This is a genomic window from Streptomyces sp. NPDC004542, from assembly GCF_040610035.1.
Lineage (GTDB): Bacteria > Actinomycetota > Actinomycetes > Streptomycetales > Streptomycetaceae > Streptomyces.
The window spans coordinates 1-14,518 of sequence record NZ_JBEXLP010000093.1 but is presented as its reverse complement, the minus strand read 5'-3'; the positions used below and the strand labels follow the sequence as shown (position 1 = coordinate 14,518).

11 protein-coding genes and 1 pseudogene are annotated in these 14,518 nt (G+C 73.5%); 5 read left to right on the top strand and 7 right to left on the bottom strand.

Annotated elements, in window-relative coordinates; translation table 11 throughout:
• Positions 1-54 precede the first annotated feature (54 nt).
• The gene (locus ABZX30_RS32115; RefSeq protein WP_355940027.1) at positions 55-2,427 is read left to right on the top strand and encodes a SpoIIE family protein phosphatase; all 2,373 of its coding nucleotides are present in this window, start codon (positions 55-57) and stop codon (positions 2,425-2,427) included.
• 34 nt (positions 2,428-2,461) lie between these two features.
• Here the strand turns inward: ABZX30_RS32115 and ABZX30_RS32110 are convergent, their stop codons facing one another.
• The 3 genes and pseudogenes from ABZX30_RS32110 to ABZX30_RS32100 form a co-directional block, all read right to left on the bottom strand.
• Positions 2,462-2,896, bottom strand: coding sequence for a cupin domain-containing protein (locus ABZX30_RS32110; protein WP_355940024.1), 435 nt, complete (start codon positions 2,894-2,896; stop codon positions 2,462-2,464).
• Between the two features lie 134 nt (positions 2,897-3,030).
• Positions 3,031-3,639 (bottom strand): DNA polymerase ligase N-terminal domain-containing protein, encoded by a 609-nt coding sequence (locus ABZX30_RS32105; protein WP_355940021.1) that lies wholly within the window; start codon positions 3,637-3,639, stop codon positions 3,031-3,033.
• A 140-nt stretch (positions 3,640-3,779) separates the two neighbouring features.
• Positions 3,780-4,070 (bottom strand): annotated as a pseudogene (locus ABZX30_RS32100) (aldo/keto reductase); the annotation flags it as partial.
• 107 nt (positions 4,071-4,177) lie between these two features.
• On the opposite strand from ABZX30_RS32100, the gene ABZX30_RS32095 reads away from it, so the two are divergent.
• Entirely contained in the window at positions 4,178-5,158 is a 981-nt protein-coding gene (locus ABZX30_RS32095; protein ID WP_355940019.1) for a TauD/TfdA family dioxygenase, read from the top strand.
• A gap of 1 nt (position 5,159) precedes the next feature.
• Here ABZX30_RS32095 and ABZX30_RS32090 read toward each other — a convergent pair whose 3' ends face one another.
• Complete coding sequence (locus ABZX30_RS32090) at positions 5,160-6,188, bottom strand: LLM class flavin-dependent oxidoreductase (protein WP_355940016.1); 1,029 nt, start codon at positions 6,186-6,188, stop codon at positions 5,160-5,162.
• A 66-nt stretch (positions 6,189-6,254) separates the two neighbouring features.
• The gene (locus ABZX30_RS32085) at positions 6,255-7,757 is read right to left on the bottom strand and encodes a metallophosphoesterase (RefSeq protein WP_355940013.1); all 1,503 of its coding nucleotides are present in this window, start codon (positions 7,755-7,757) and stop codon (positions 6,255-6,257) included.
• A gap of 267 nt (positions 7,758-8,024) precedes the next feature.
• On the opposite strand from ABZX30_RS32085, the gene ABZX30_RS32080 reads away from it, so the two are divergent.
• Complete coding sequence (locus ABZX30_RS32080) at positions 8,025-10,427, top strand: M4 family metallopeptidase (RefSeq protein ID WP_355940010.1); 2,403 nt, start codon at positions 8,025-8,027, stop codon at positions 10,425-10,427.
• A 105-nt stretch (positions 10,428-10,532) separates the two neighbouring features.
• Here the strand turns inward: ABZX30_RS32080 and ABZX30_RS32075 are convergent, their stop codons facing one another.
• Positions 10,533-11,288 (bottom strand): dienelactone hydrolase family protein, encoded by a 756-nt coding sequence (locus ABZX30_RS32075; RefSeq protein ID WP_355940007.1) that lies wholly within the window; start codon positions 11,286-11,288, stop codon positions 10,533-10,535.
• A 121-nt stretch (positions 11,289-11,409) separates the two neighbouring features.
• Positions 11,410-12,030, bottom strand: coding sequence for an L-threonylcarbamoyladenylate synthase (locus ABZX30_RS32070; protein ID WP_355940004.1), 621 nt, complete (start codon positions 12,028-12,030; stop codon positions 11,410-11,412).
• A 449-nt stretch (positions 12,031-12,479) separates the two neighbouring features.
• Between ABZX30_RS32070 and ABZX30_RS32065 the strand changes: the two genes are divergently transcribed.
• Both ABZX30_RS32065 and ABZX30_RS32060 read left to right on the top strand, forming a co-directional pair.
• The gene (locus ABZX30_RS32065) at positions 12,480-14,021 is read left to right on the top strand and encodes a helix-turn-helix domain-containing protein (RefSeq protein WP_355940001.1); all 1,542 of its coding nucleotides are present in this window, start codon (positions 12,480-12,482) and stop codon (positions 14,019-14,021) included.
• 126 nt (positions 14,022-14,147) lie between these two features.
• Positions 14,148-14,518, top strand: a 371-nt coding sequence (locus tag ABZX30_RS32060) for a hypothetical protein (protein WP_355939998.1), incomplete at its 3' end; no start/stop codon positions are given.

Sequence of the window (14,518 nt, the reverse complement as noted above, 5' to 3'; positions counted from 1 at the left end):
GGCACGGCACATGTGCGCTTGATGCGGTGGGGCGAAGGGATCATCCTGGGGCATATGGAGCATGTCGCGGCTGCGGCGACCCTTGACACCCTGGGTGTGGTCACCGGGTGGAGCGAAGGCGCGCGGCTGCTCACCGGCCACTCGGCCGAGGAGGTCGTGGGCCGGCCGGCGGCCGCACTCCTCGCCGAGGACCCGCCGCCCGCCGCCGTCGCCGCCCGCACCGGCACCGTCGCGCTGCGCCACCGCGACGGCCACCGCGTCGAGCTCACCCTGACGGCGTACCCGGTGCTCGGCCCCGACGCCCGGCCGGCCGGGTTCGTCGTCACCGCCCGGCCGCCCGGGGGCGGCGAGCCCACCCTCGCGGGCCGGGCCTTCCAGCAGGCGTCGATGCCGATGTCGGTCTTCGACAGCCGGCAGCACTACCTCCGCATGAACGGCATGGCCTGCCAGGTGATGGGCGTGTCCGAGGAAGCGCTGCTCGGCCGGTACTTCCCCGACACCGTGGAGGACGCCGAGCACAACCGTGGCCTCCTGCGCCATCTGCGCCAGGTCGCCGAGACGGGCCGGCCGGTCCGCTACGAGACCTTCGCCGGCGCCCCCGCCCTGAACCGGGAGCAGGCCCGGAGCATCGAGATGTGGCCCGTGCGTGACCCCTCGGGCCGGCTGACCGGGGTCGCCCTGGCGTCCCTGGACAACACCGAGCAGCACTGGGCGCGGCGGCGGCTGGCCCTGCTGAACGAGGCCGCGACCGCGATCGGCACCACCCTGGACGTCGTGCGCACCGCCGAGGAGCTGGTGGAGCTCCTCGTACCGCTGTACGCCGACTTCGCCAGCGTCGACCTGCTCGACTGGGTACTCGGCGCCGACGAGCCGCCGATGATCCCGGCGGGCGACGTGGTGCTGCGCCGGGTCGCCCACGGCTCCGTCAGCGACGGCACCCCGGAGGCCGTCCTGCGGCTGGGCGAGGCGGACGTGTACACGGAGTCCACCCCGCCCGCGCGGGCACTGCACGAAGGGCGGCCCGTGCTCGGCCAGGCCGGTGAGCCGGGCTTCCTCCGCTGGGTCGAGGAGCGGAACTCCCGGGCTCCCGCCGGCCGCCGGTACCGGCGGGGCGTCCACTCCATGATCGCCATGCCGCTGCGGGCCCGGGGCACCACCCTCGGCGTGGCGGTGGGCGTACGGATGGGCCACCCCGAGGACTACGGCCCCGACGACGCGGTGTTCGCCGAGGAACTCGCCAGCCGGGCCGCCGTCTGCATCGACAACGCCCGCCGCTTCGCCCGTGAACGCACCACGGCGCTCGCCCTGCAGCACAGTCTCCTGCCCAGCGGACTGCCCGGGCAGGCGGCGGTCGACGTGGCCCACCGTTATCTGCCGAGCGGGTCGCTGGCCGGCATCGGCGGCGACTGGTTCGACGTGATCCCCCTCTCCGGCAGCCGGGTGGGCCTGGTCGTCGGTGACGTGGTCGGGCACGGTATCCGGTCGTCCGCGACCATGGGCCGCCTGCGCACCGCTGTACGGACGCTGGCGGACGTGGACCTGCCACCGGACGAGCTGCTCACCCACCTGGACGACCTGGTCACCCACCTGGCCGCCGACGGCAGCGGCGAGGAGAGCGCCGAGCTGGGTGCCACCTGCCTGTACGCCGTCTACGACCCCGTCTCGCGCCGGCTCACCCTGGCCGCCGCCGGCCATCCTCCCCCGGCTCTCGTCCTGCCCGGCTCCGCCGTCGAGCTCGTCCGGATGACCGCCGGACCGCCGCTCGGCGTCGGAGGGCTGCCCTTCGAGGCGAGGGAACTCCAGCTGCCCGAGGGCTCGGTCCTCGCCCTGTACACCGACGGCCTCGTCGAGGGCCGCGACCGTGACGTCGACCGGGCGACCGAGGAGCTGTGCCGCGCGCTGACCGTCCCCGCCGACTCGCTCGAGGCGCTCGGCGACAACGTGCTCAAGGCCGTCCTGCCCGAGCAGCCCGGCGACGACGTGGCCCTGCTCCTGGCCCGCACCCGTGCGCTCGGCGCCGACCGGGTCGCCACCTGGAGCGTCCGGCCGGACCCCGCCGAGGTGGCCGCCACCCGCCAGGCGGCCACCGCGCAGCTGGCCGCCTGGGAACTGGACGAGGCGGCCTTCATCACCGAACTCGTCGTCAGCGAACTGGTCACCAACGCGATCCGCTACGGCGTACCGCCCATCCAGCTGCGGCTGATCCGCGACCGCGCCCTCATCTGCGAGGTGTCCGACGGCAGTTCCACCTCACCGCACCTGCGCCGCGCGCACGCCTACGACGAGGGCGGCCGCGGGCTGCTGCTGGTCGCCCAGCTCACCCAGCGCTGGGGCAGTCGCCAGACGACCGGCGGGAAGACGATCTGGGCCGAACAGCCGCTGCCGGCCCGGGCGCCGGGAACGGACCGGCCGGCGGAGACGGACTGATCACCGAGGCGGACCGGTCACCGAGACGGACCGGTCACTGGAACGGGCAGCCCGGGTTCGCCGCGTCCTCGGAGAAGGGGGCGCCGTGCGGCAGCACGTAGAGCACGTCGAGCACGAGCGTCGTGTCCCCCAGGTTGCGGCCGATGTGCACGTGGTCCGGGCCGGGCGGTTCCCGCAGGGCGCTGCCCGTCCGGTACACGCCGTCCGAGGCGCAGCCGGAGTCGAAGTGGCTGAGGGTGCCCTGCTCGACGAACCCGTACAGCGGGCCGTCGTGGTAGTGCCAGCCGGTGCTCTGGCCGGGCGGGACCGTTATCTCCCGCAGGGTGTAGTCGGTGCCGTCCACGGTGGTCTGGCTGATGGTCCGGGCGGTCACCCCGGGCCCCGCCGTGGTGGCCCCGGCGGGGCCGCAGACCAGAAGGGCGGCGGCGGTCACCGCGCCGGTGACGGCGGTGCGGAGTACGGTGCGCATGCGGGAGCCTCCGGGAACGCGAGCGGATACCGTCGTGAACATAGAGGCACGGCAGGGCTGTTGGGGGCGGAACCAGGTGATCCGGACGTCGGTCGCCGAGCGCCGCGAGCGTCGGGTGCGCGGCACGACGCGGGTCACGCCCCGCCGTCGTCCGCCGCGACCTGGGCGAGCGTGCGTCCGGTGCGCACGGAGCGGGCCCGGCGGGGATCCGGGGTGCCGTGCCCCGCGCCACGTGCCGGCCCCTTCTTCACCAGCAGCCAGTCCTGGTCCTCGGCGTCGCCGGAGCGGAACCGGGTCAGGGCGTACTCGCCGTGCAGCTTGGTGCCGTGCAGCCGGAAGGTGGCGTGCCCCCGCTCCAGCGACTTTGCGAAGTCGACGGGCCGCCCCCGGCGGTCGTGGCTGAGCGGCTCGTACGTCCCGTGGTCCCAGACGATCACCGTGCCGCCGCCGTACTCGCCCTGAGGGATCACGCCCTCGAAGTCCTCGTACTCCAGCGGATGATCCTCCGTGGGCACCGCGAGCCGCTTGTCGTGCGGGTCGGTGGACGGTCCCCGGGGAATCGACCAGGACCTCAGCACCTCGCCGACCTGCAACCGGAAGTCGAAGTGCATCCGGCGCGCGTCGTGGATCTGTACGACGAACCGGGGCTTCGCCGCCGAGGACGCCGTCCTCCCCGACGGCTCGCGGGTGCGCTCGACGTCCCGCTTGCCGCGGTACTCCCGCAGCCGGTCGTCCGTACCCATGCCGCGACTCCCTTCTGCCGACCGTACGCCGTCCCGAGGGCTCCGGGACCCGGGTACCCCGGCGCGTGCGCCCCCAACGACCCCCCCGGCCTGCGGGAGTGACAGGGACAGTCACCCGGCCGGGGCCGCCCCGTACGGTGGAGGCGTGAACGCCCATCGAAGGAGGCGAGGGTCTCCTCGCAGCCGTGGTGGCGGCCGGGCAGCCTCGTCGTCACGACGATCTCCTTCCCGGGGACGCCACTGTCCGCGATGCCCCGGCCGACCCCCGCCTCGTTGCGGTAGTTCGCCGCGGTGTCGACGAGTCGGTGACCCGCCCGGAGGGCGTCGCGCACGGCCCGCTCGGCCTGCGGGTCGTCCATCGGCCAGGTGCCCAGGCCGATCCCGGGCAACGCCGTGCCGTCGTCGAGGGTGTGTGCCGGAATACTGGTCACGGTGGGGCCTCCCGTCGGCTGTGCCGTTCCTCCAGCGTCACGGACGGGACGGGTGTCGATCGACCGGGGCCCCCGGGACGGCATCGGGGACGACCATCGGAGCGCGCATGACGGCGGACAGGGGCACGGCGGACCGGACGGAGACGGCTCGGGTGGCGGGGGTCGAGGTCAGGCCGGTCGCCGGGCACATCGGCGCCGAGGTCACCGGCGTCGACCTGGCCGGTGAGCTCGACGACGGCGTGGTCGCCCTGATCAGGCAGGCCGTGCTGCGCTGGAAGGTGGTGTTCTTCCGCGGACAGCGGCTGGACCACGCCGGCCATGTCGCCTTCGCCCGCCGGTTCGGGGAGCCGGTGGTCCTCGGGCGGCGCGGGAGCGCCTCGCCGTCCGCCTTCCCGGAGGTGGAGACCACCGCCGACCGGCTGGAGCTGGGCGGGCGCTTCGGCATGGACCACGACGAGTGGCTCCAGCGGCGCCGGCACACCCTGCTGCGCGGCTGGCACTGCGACCACGGAGCCCGGATCGACCCGCCCGCCGCGACCGTCCTGCGCGCCGAGACCGTCCCGCCGTACGGCGGCGACACCACCTGGTCGAACCTGGCCGCCGCCTACGCGGGACTGTCCGCGCCCGTGCGGGCCTTCGTCGACGGGCTGCGGGCCGAGCACCGGCTCGGCGTCGGCTACCAGCCGCGCCCCGGCGACGACGCGTACGTCCGGCACCTCCTCGACCATCAGGTGGCCTCCGTGCACCCGCTGGTCCGCGTCCACCCGGAGACGGGGGAGCGGGTGCTGTTCGTCAACGGCTACTACCTCGAGCAGATCACGGACGTCTCCCGGCCGGAGAGCGCCGCCCTGCTCCAGATGCTCCTGGAACAGGCGGTCCGGCCCGAGTACACCGTCCGGTTCCGCTGGGAGGCCGGCAGCGTCGCCTTCTGGGACAACCGGGCCACCATCCACCTGGCCCCCGCTGACAACGCCCGGCTCGGCTTCCCGCGGATCATGCACCGGGTGATGCTGGCGGGCGACGTGCCGGTGGGCGTGGACGGCACACCGTCCGAGCCGGTCACCGGCACCGAGGCGGGCCGCTGGTGAGTCAGACGGCGGGCCGCCGGCCCAGCGCCGGGCCGAGCCGCTCGGCCATGTCGGTGAGGATCTGTGCATAGTCCTCGTGCCCGAAGGTGAACGGCAGCGCGAACGCGACCTCGTCCACCTCCCGGAACGCGGCGTGCGCGTGCAGCCGTTCGGCGATCTCCGCCGAGGTGCCGACCAGATCCGGCGCGAACAGCAGCCGCGCCGGGCCCTGCGGGGCGGCGGTCCGGGGCAGGCGCCCGGCGGCGTACTCCGCGTACTTGGCGCGCTGCCCGGGCGTGGCGGAGTCGGTGGGGATGACGACGAGGCCCTGGGAGACGCGGGCCGCCTCGCCGTCGGGGTGGTGGGCGCGGAACTCACGGATGTGGGACAGCTGGATCTCCGCGAAGTCCGCGGGACCGTCCGGATCCTCCGCCTTCACCACGCTGCTGGTCAGGAAGTTCATGCCGTGCTCACCCGCCCAGCGGGCCGAGCCGAGGCTCCCGCCGCCGTACCACATGCGGCGGCCGAGCCCGGGGGAGTGCGGCTGCACCACGTCCGAGAACACCTCGAAGCCCTCTGCTCCGCTGAAGTCGGTGGCCGGCTTGCCCCGCACGAGGTCCAGCAGCCGCCGCACCCGCTCGTGACCGAAGTCCTCGGCGTCGGCCGTGTCCGGGTACAGGGCCTCCTTCACCTGGTCGTAGTGCATGGGCGGACCCACGCTGACCCCCGGGTTGAGGCGGCCGCCGGAGAGGATGTCGACGGTCGCCAGGTCCTCCGCGAGGCGCAGCGGGTTCTCCCAGCCCAGCGGGGTGACCGCGGTGCCGAGCTCGATGCGGCGGGTGCGCTGCGAGGCCGCCGCCAGGACCGCGACGGGGGAGGAGATGCCGTACTGCAGGTGGCGGTGGCGCACCCAGGCGCTGTCGAAGCCCAGCCGTTCGCCCAGCTCGATGATCTCCAGCGTGGACTCGTGGCCCCGGCGCGGGTCGGCCGCGTCGAACAGGCCGATCGTGAGGAAGCCCAGCTTGCGCAGCGGGCGTGCGGCGGACGGCATGGGCTTCCTCCGGCTCGTACGTCGGTTCCGAGCCGATTGTCGCAGGCGAGTGTTGCGGGCGTGTGATCAGATCAGCGGGATGAGGACCTCGTCCTCGACCGGCGGCGCGACTTCCTGGGCCCGGTTGCCGGTCGCGGCGAAGCAGCGCAGCCGGATCGCCTCCGGGGTGACGTCCAGCCGCAGGAACGACTTGAAGAACGGCGGGCTGTAGGTGGCCGAGCCCGGTGAGAACAGCTGGGTGTAGATCTTCCGCACCGGCAGCCGGAACCGGGACTTCCGCTCGGGGCGGCGTCCGGCGCCCAGCAGGCTCGCGACCAGCCGCACGCGGCGGGTGAGGCGCACCGGTGTGCCCGGGGAACGGGTGGGCGCGATGCCCAGGCGCTCGGCGACGACGGCGGTCGCCTCGGCCTCGGTGAGGGTGAAGAAGCGGCGCAGCCGCAGGCGACGGCCGTACAGCCTGCTGTAGAAGGCCAGGGAGTCACCGCGCAGCGGATAGCAGCGGAAGTCCCGCTCGGTGACGCCCGCGACGGAGATCCGGGGAATGGTGTGCGTGGCGTGCATGAAGGCGCCGCCACCGCCCGAGACCACGTACTGGACGGTGCGGCCGTCCACGTCGACCGGGTACCGCTGGTAGTTGTGGATGTCGCCGCCGATCGCCGCCACGTAGTGGTGGGCGGGGTCGCGGACGATGTCGTCGACGGAGCCGCCGCCCTCGATGGCGCAGGGGTGGTGCTCGCCGTCCACGTACAGGGGCGAGCCGGTGACGAGGATCTTGGGACGCGGCCCCCGCGACACCTCGCGCAGCCACGCTCCCTGTTCGGCGTCGACGGTGCCCAGCAGCCCGGTGTCGATGCCCACGATCCGCACCGGCCCCGCGTCGATCGCCCAGTACGGCCCCGGCTGGACCGCTCGCTGCTCCGGTGCCGACCGCAGCGTCCGTGCGGCGGCCAGACGTCGCTCGTCCGCCGGGCGGGGCCTGTGCCACAGCAGGGAGCGCCACCAGGCACGGCTGAGGGGGCGGGGCGCCGGCCCGGGCCCGAGGGGCGGGGTGTCGTCGCAGAAGACGCGCATGAAGGCGCCGAGGTCCTCGTACCAGTCGTGGTTGCCGGGTATCGCGTAGACCGGAGCCCGGTAGTCCTGGTAGGGGCGGAAGAACTTGGTGCCGTAGTCGTCGGCGCTGCCGACCGGGTAGATCACGTCGCTGGCGATGACGGCGAAGGCCGTGTCCTGACCCGTCTTCAGGAAGCCCGGCACGACGGCGTACTGGGAGGCGTCGCCCTCCCCGGTGTCACCGATGACCATGAAGGAGAACCGGTCGCCGTCCTCGCGCCGGATCACCTTGTCGGCCCGGGCCCCCGCGGCGGCCCGCTGCGCCACCCAACGGCCGCGGGTACGGCCCGTCGGGTCGCCGAACAGGGACGCCAGTACGCCGTTGCGCGCGGCCCACAGCATTCTCGGGTCGAGCCATGAGAGCTTGTGGACATGGTCCGGCATCAGCCGCCGGTAGTCGCCGGCTTCGGCGGCGCCCCAGCCGGCGCCTTCCGCGGTATCGCGCGAGGAGTCAGACACGCGGTGAACCGTAACAACGCCTCGCCCCGGGCTCGTTGGCGGGTCATGGCCGGGCGGTGCTGACTCCCGGGTAGGGAAAACCCTTGATTAGCCCGGGCGCTGATGACATGTGCCAGTCAAGAGTGTCATCCTCCGTCAGCACGCAGAACCTCCCCTCCCTCTCCACGTATCACGGTCCCGCACAGCTCAGCTCTTCCCGGGCAGCACACCCGTCTGTCCGGTCTGTTCACCGGCCGCGACCCGGCGGCCGCAGCAGGAGGAGTACGAGTGAGACGCCATCCCCACACCCGGGCCGCAGTCGGAACCGCCCTGGTCTCCACCGTGGCCTTCCTGGCCGTCGGCCTCCAGTCGGTGCCGGCCGCCGCCAAGCCCGCCACCCCCCATCCCAGTCCCCTGCGCACCGGCGGGCTCGAGGCCGCGCTGACCCCGGCGCAGCACAGCGCGCTGGTCGAGTCCGCCGGCCGGAAGACCTCCGCGACCGCCCGCACCCTCGGCCTCGGCGCCAAGGAGAAGCTGATCGTCAAGGATGTCGTCAAGGACAACGACGGCACCGTGCACACCCGTTACGAGCGCACCTACGACGGCCTCCCGGTCCTCGGCGGCGACCTCGTCGTGCACACCCCGCCGGCCTCCCTGGCCGCGGGCACGGTGAGCACCACCTTCAACAACAAGCGCACGATCAAGGTCGCCTCCACCGCGGCGGCCTTCACCAAGTCGGCCGCCCGGGCGAAGGCGCTGAAGACCGCCAAGGCCCTGCACGCCCACAAGCCCACCGCCGGCAGCGCCCGCAAGGTGATCTGGGCCGGCGCCGGCACCCCCAGGCTCGCCTGGGAGACGGTGATCAGCGGCTTGCAGGACGACGGCACGCCCAGCCGGCTGCACGTCATCACCGATGCCACCACCGGCGAGGAGCTCCAGCGCTACGAGGCGATCGAGACCGGCACCGGCAACACCCAGTACAGCGGCTCGGTCTCGCTGAGCACCACGCTGTCCGGTTCGACGTACCAGCTGTACGACACCACGCGCGGCGGCCACAAGACGTACAGCCTCAACAACGGCACGTCCGGCACCGGCACCCTGATGACCGACTCCGACGACATCTGGGGCACCGGATCCGGCTCCAACACCCAGACCGCCGGCGCGGACGCGGCCTACGGCGCCCAGGAGACCTGGGACTTCTACAAGAACACCTTCGGCCGCAGCGGCATCAAGAACAACGGCGTCGCGGCCTACTCCCGCGTCCACTACAGCAGCGGCTACGTGAACGCCTTCTGGGACGACAGCTGCTTCTGCATGACCTACGGCGACGGTTCCGGCAACACCCACGCCCTGACCTCGCTGGACGTGGCCGGCCACGAGATGAGCCACGGCGTCACCTCCAACACCGCGGGCCTGAACTACACCGGGGAGTCCGGCGGCCTGAACGAGGCGACCTCCGACATCTTCGGCACGGCGGGCGTCGAGTTCTACGCGAACAACTCCTCCGACGTCGGTGACTACCTCGTCGGCGAGAAGATCGACATCAACGGCGACGGCTCGCCGCTGCGCTACATGGACAAGCCGAGCAAGGACGGCGGGTCCGCGGACAGCTGGTACTCGGGCGTCGGCAACCTGGACGTGCACTACTCCTCGGGCCCCGCGAACCACATGTTCTACCTGCTGTCCGAGGGCAGCGGCAGCAAGACCATCAACGGCGTCACCTACAACAGCCCCACCTCGGACGGCGTCGCCGTCACCGGCATCGGCCGGGCCGCGGCCCTGCAGATCTGGTACAAGGCGCTGACGACGTACATGACGTCGAGCACCAACTACGCGGGCGCCCGCACCGCCGCCCTGAACGCGGCCGCCGCGCTGTACGGCACCAACTCCACCCAGTACGCCGGAGTGGGCAACGCCTTCGCCGGCATCAACGTCGGCAGCCACATCACCCCGCCCAGCAGCGGCGTCACGGTGACCAACCCGGGCAGCCAGTCCGCCACGGTCGGCACCGCGGTGAGCCTGCAGATCTCGGCGAGCAGCACCAACAGCGGCTCCCTGACGTACGCCGCGACCGGACTGCCCACCGGCCTGTCGATCAACAGCTCGACCGGCGTCGTCTCCGGGACACCCAGCGCGGCGGGCACCTACAGCACCACCGTCACCGTGACCGACTCCACCGGCGCGACCGGCACGGCCTCCTTCACCTGGACGGTCAGCTCCAGCGGCGGCGGTGGCGGCTGCACCTCAACCCAGCTCCTCGGCAACCAGGGCTTCGAGTCGGGCAACACGACCTGGACCGCGTCCAGCGGGGTCATCACCAACAGCAGCAGCCAGGCGGCCCACGGCGGCTCCTACTACGCCTGGCTCGACGGCTACGCCTCGACCCACACCGACACGCTGTCCCAGTCGGTGACCATCCCGAGCGGCTGCAAGGCGACGCTCACCTTCTACCTGCACATCGACTCCGCGGAGACCTCCAGCAGCACGGCCTACGACAAGCTGACGGTCACCGCCGGATCGACCACCCTGGCCACGTACTCGAACCTCGACAAGGCCTCCGGATACACCCAGAAGAGCTTCGACCTGTCCTCCTTCGCGGGCTCGACGGTCACCCTGAAGTTCACCGGGGCCGAGGACTCCTCGCTCCAGACCAGCTTCGTCGTGGACGACACCGCCCTGACGACCGGCTGACCCCTGCCGACCCCGTGTCCCGCATGCGGAAGCCGTCCGCGTGCGGGACACGCGCGTGCCGGTCCGGCGGATCCGGCGCCCGTCCCCCGGGCAGCGCGGACGGATTCAGAAGGTGCGGTCCAGCAGACCGAGCAGCGCGGCCCAGTGCCGCTCGTCGGCCCCCCGGTCGTACGCCGCCGTGTCGGCCTGCGTGTACCCGTGCCGGGCACCCGGGTAGACCTCGCAGCGGTGCCGGACCCCCGCCGCGGTGAGCGCCTCCTCGAACGCCTTGATCTGCTCCTCGGGCAGCGACGGGTCCTGGTCGGCGTGGCCGAAGTACACCTCGCCGGTGATGTGTCGGGCCGCCAGGTGAGGGCTGTCGGGACCGTCGGTGACGAGCTGTCCGCCGTGGAACCCGGCCACGGCGGCCACCCGGTCGGGGTGCGCCCCCGCGGTGAACAGGGCCAGCCGGGCGCCCATGCAGTAGCCGGTGACGGCGACCGGCCCGTCCGCGGCCAGGGGGCTGCCGGCCAGCCAGCGCAGATAGGCGTCCGCGTCCCGCTCGGCGAGATCGGGCGTCACCGACATGATCAGCGGGCCGATCCGCTCCCAGATCTGCGGGCGTGCCGCGGGGTCGATGTACTCCGGCAGGTCCACGACCGGGGCGCGCCCGTGGCGGTAGAACACATGGGGCACCAGGACCGTGTAACCGGCCCCGGCGAGCCGGTCGGCCATGGACCTCAGGTGCGGGCGCAGCCCGAAGGCATCCATGTAGAGCAGGACGGCCGGGTGCGGACGGCCGTCGCCGGGACGGGAGAGGTAGGCGTCGGCGGTGCCGTCCCCGGTCGGTACGTCCACGGCGGTGCCCTGTACGGCGGTCATGGTGAGAGTGCCTCCCTGCGCAGTGGTCACCGGGGACGGCCAGCCTCCCCGGCACGGCGTGCACGGCCATGCTGCCACGCAAGATCCCCGCACCCGTGCGGGCCCCTGCCCGGACCCGGGATCACTCGAAGCGCGACGTGTCGCCCGCTCCCCGCCGGACGATCTCCGCCTCCCCGCCGGAGAAGTCGACGACCGTGGTCGGCTCGGTGCCGCAGTCACCGGAGTCGATCACCGCGTCCACCACGTGGTCGAGGCGGTCCTTGATCTCCCAGCCCTGGGTCATCGGCTCCTCCTCGTCGGGCAGGAGCAGCGTGCTGGACAGCAGCGGCTCGCCGAGCTCGGCCAGCAGCGCCTGGGTGACCACATGGTCGGGGATGCGCACGCCGACGGTCTTCTTCTTGGGGTGCAGCAGCTTGCGCGGCACCTCCCTGGTCGCCGGGAGGATGAAGGTGTAACTGCCGGGGGTCGACGCCTTCACCGCCCGGAACACGTCGTTGTCCACCCGCACGAACTGGCCGAGCTGCGCGAAGTCCCGGCACATCAGCGTGAAGTGGTGGCGGTCGTCCAGACGGCGGATGGACCGGATCCGGTCGATGCCGTCCCGGCTGCCCAGCTGGCAGCCCAGCGCGTAGCAGGAGTCGGTGGGGTATGCGATCAGCGCCCCCGACCGGACCGCGTCGGCGACCTGGGCGATGCTGCGCGGTTGCGGGTTCTCGGGGTGCACGTCGAAGTACTTCGCCATCCGCCGAGCTTATGCCGACCCTGGGCCGGCGCCGCGCACGTGCCCCGCGAACGGCTCCGGCCCAGGGCCCGGCCGCTGTCCGCGCACCAGCGTCGGCGCGCGGCTCTCCGGCCGCGTGCGCGCCGGTGGTCCGGCCGCCCGCCGCATGACGAACGGCCCGCACCCGGCGGTGACCGGCACCGAACCGGAAGACCGCGCGAACCGGGCAGGGACCCGCAGGTGTAGGCGGCGCCTCGCGGGGCATCCGGGCAACGGAGCGCCCGGCGGACTTCCCCCGGCCCCGGGCAGCGCGTCTCCGCCGGCGGCCTCACCCCTCCGTGTCCGCCGGCGGAGACGCTTTCCGACGCCGCCGGAGCGGAACGGAGCTCCGCGGGTCCCGGCCCGCGCGTGAGGTACGTTTCCCCTCCGGATGCCGAAGTCGAGGCGAGCGACGAGGGGAGAGGTCCGAGGTGGCTGGCCGAGCGGACGGGGGACCGCGGACCCCGGTGCCGTACCGCGGCACATGGGCCGAAGAACTCCTCGACCAACTGCGTCCCACGGCCCGTGATCCCCGCCGGCTCGTCGCCTGGCTCGCCCGCACCGTGGACGCGGCCGTCTGTCTGCGGGGCGGGGACGGCACCCTGCTCGCCGGCGAGCCGATCACCCTCGACGACACGCTCGTCGCGGACGTCGTCACCGGCCGGATCTCCGCCGCCGCGGTGCAGGACGCCGGCCGGCACCTCCGTCTGGTCGCGGTCCGCCACCCCGGGCGGCCCCAGCCGCGCGACGTGTCGACGGGCGTCCTGGCCGTGGCCCGCAGGGACCCCTTCGACCGGGACGCCGCCGAGATCGTCACCCACACCGCCGGAGTCGTCGAACTGCTGCTCAGGGAGCGGGCGTTGACGGCCGCGGGGCAGCGGCTGCGGCGGGCGACCGCCGACCTGCGGCTGGCCATCATGCAACTGCTGATGGTGGAGGACACCGTCGCCGCCCGCCGCGTCGCCGCCGGACTCTGGCCGGGTCTGCTCGACACCGACACCGCCCTCGTGTACGTCGTCGAAAGCTCCCCCGAGGAACGGGACCGGCTCGCCGAGGAGTGCCTGGACCTGACCGACGGTCAGGCCCTCGTCGTCCGCTGCCCGGCGATGGACGGGCACGTCATCGTCCTCAGCCCCGAGCCCACCGCCCAGGACGGGCTGCGCACCCTCGTCCGCGAACGCCCGGCCGCCTACCTCGGCGGCAGCCTCCGGCAGAGCCTCGCGCAGACGGCCAGCGCCTACGGCCAGGCGATCAGTGCCCTCGCCGTGGCCCGCTTCAGCCCCGACCACACGGCGGTCTACGCCGAACGCACCCACCCCGAGCGGCTGATGGCCCCGGCGGCGCTGCAGGCCTGGTCCGCCGACGTGCTGCGCCCCCTCGACACCCTGCCCCACCACACCCGGGCCGAACTGCTCGCCACCACCCGGCTGGGCCTGCAGTTCACGGCCGTGAACGCGGCCAAGGTGCTCGGCGTCAGCCGCAACACCGTGCGGGCCCGCATGGACCGCGTCGAGTCCCTGCTGGGCACCGACTTCTCCGACCTCACCGTCCGTGCCCTCGCCCACCTCGCGCTGAACACCCAGGCCGGCGACGCGCACGCGCCCGTCGACGGGGCGGCCCCCGGGGCGCCCGCCGTGCGGGTCGACGCCCTGCTCACCGGCCCCGCGCTGCGCACCTGGGCACACGACCTCCTCGGCCGCCTGGACCAGGACGGCCGGGACCTGCGCGGCACCCTGCGCGCCTGGATCGCCGCAGGCGGCAACGCCGAACGCGCGGCCCAGGCCCTCGGTGTGCACGCGCAGACCGTGCGCGAGCACGTCCGCGGCGCCGAGCCCGTCCTCGAGCACCGTCTCCTGGCCGGCGGCACCGACCTCTACGAGGTCGTCCTCGCCCATCTGGCCGCCGGGGACCTGGCCGCCCCCGCGCTGGGCCGGGCGAATCGGGGCCCTTCGGACGCACCTGTGCACGAGTGAGCCCTCCGCGTGCCCCGTCGGGCATCGGCGCGGTACCCAACGGCCCAGCTCACACGTACCTTCGGCAGTCCCGGGGGCGCGACCGGAACGGGGGACCGGTCGGGCCCCGGGCCCCATCCCCGCGGGATGACCGGCACCTCCTGCCCGCCGGACTCGATGGACGATCGGCACCTGCCGCAGCCCGCCGTCCCCGTCGCCCGGTCGCAGGCCCTAAAAGCGCTCGAACAGCGCGATCAGCCCGCCCGGCACGGTACGGATCCGCCGCTGCGTGAACGCCGCGCGCTCCGGACCCCGGTCGGCGGTTTCCACGAGGTTCGTGTCCAGTCACCCGCCGTCCTCCCGCGTCCCCTCGGCCACCCGAACAGCTCGCAGGAGAACCGCAGCGGCAGCGGACGCGCGAGCCCCGCCCGCGGCCCGACGACCCGGCCGTCGCCCCGGCCCTCTGTGATGTTGGTCTCGACGCCGGGGACGTGGAACTGGCCGAGCGGCACGAGGCC

Bases quoted from the DNA above. Each gene is read 5' to 3' on its own strand.
- ABZX30_RS32090 (WP_355940016.1), bottom strand. From the start codon at position 6,188: ATGCCGTCCGCCGCACGCCCGCTGCGCAAGCTGGGCTTCCTCACGATC.
- ABZX30_RS32110 (WP_355940024.1), bottom strand. From the start codon at position 2,896: ATGCGCACCGTACTCCGCACCGCCGTCACCGGCGCGGTGACCGCCGCC.
- ABZX30_RS32095 (WP_355940019.1), top strand. From the start codon at position 4,178: ATGACGGCGGACAGGGGCACGGCGGACCGGACGGAGACGGCTCGGGTG.
- ABZX30_RS32070 (WP_355940004.1), bottom strand. From the start codon at position 12,030: ATGGCGAAGTACTTCGACGTGCACCCCGAGAACCCGCAACCGCGCAGC.
- ABZX30_RS32075 (WP_355940007.1), bottom strand. From the start codon at position 11,288: ATGACCGCCGTACAGGGCACCGCCGTGGACGTACCGACCGGGGACGGC.
- ABZX30_RS32105 (WP_355940021.1), bottom strand. From the start codon at position 3,639: ATGGGTACGGACGACCGGCTGCGGGAGTACCGCGGCAAGCGGGACGTC.
- ABZX30_RS32115 (WP_355940027.1), top strand. From the start codon at position 55: ATGGAGCATGTCGCGGCTGCGGCGACCCTTGACACCCTGGGTGTGGTC.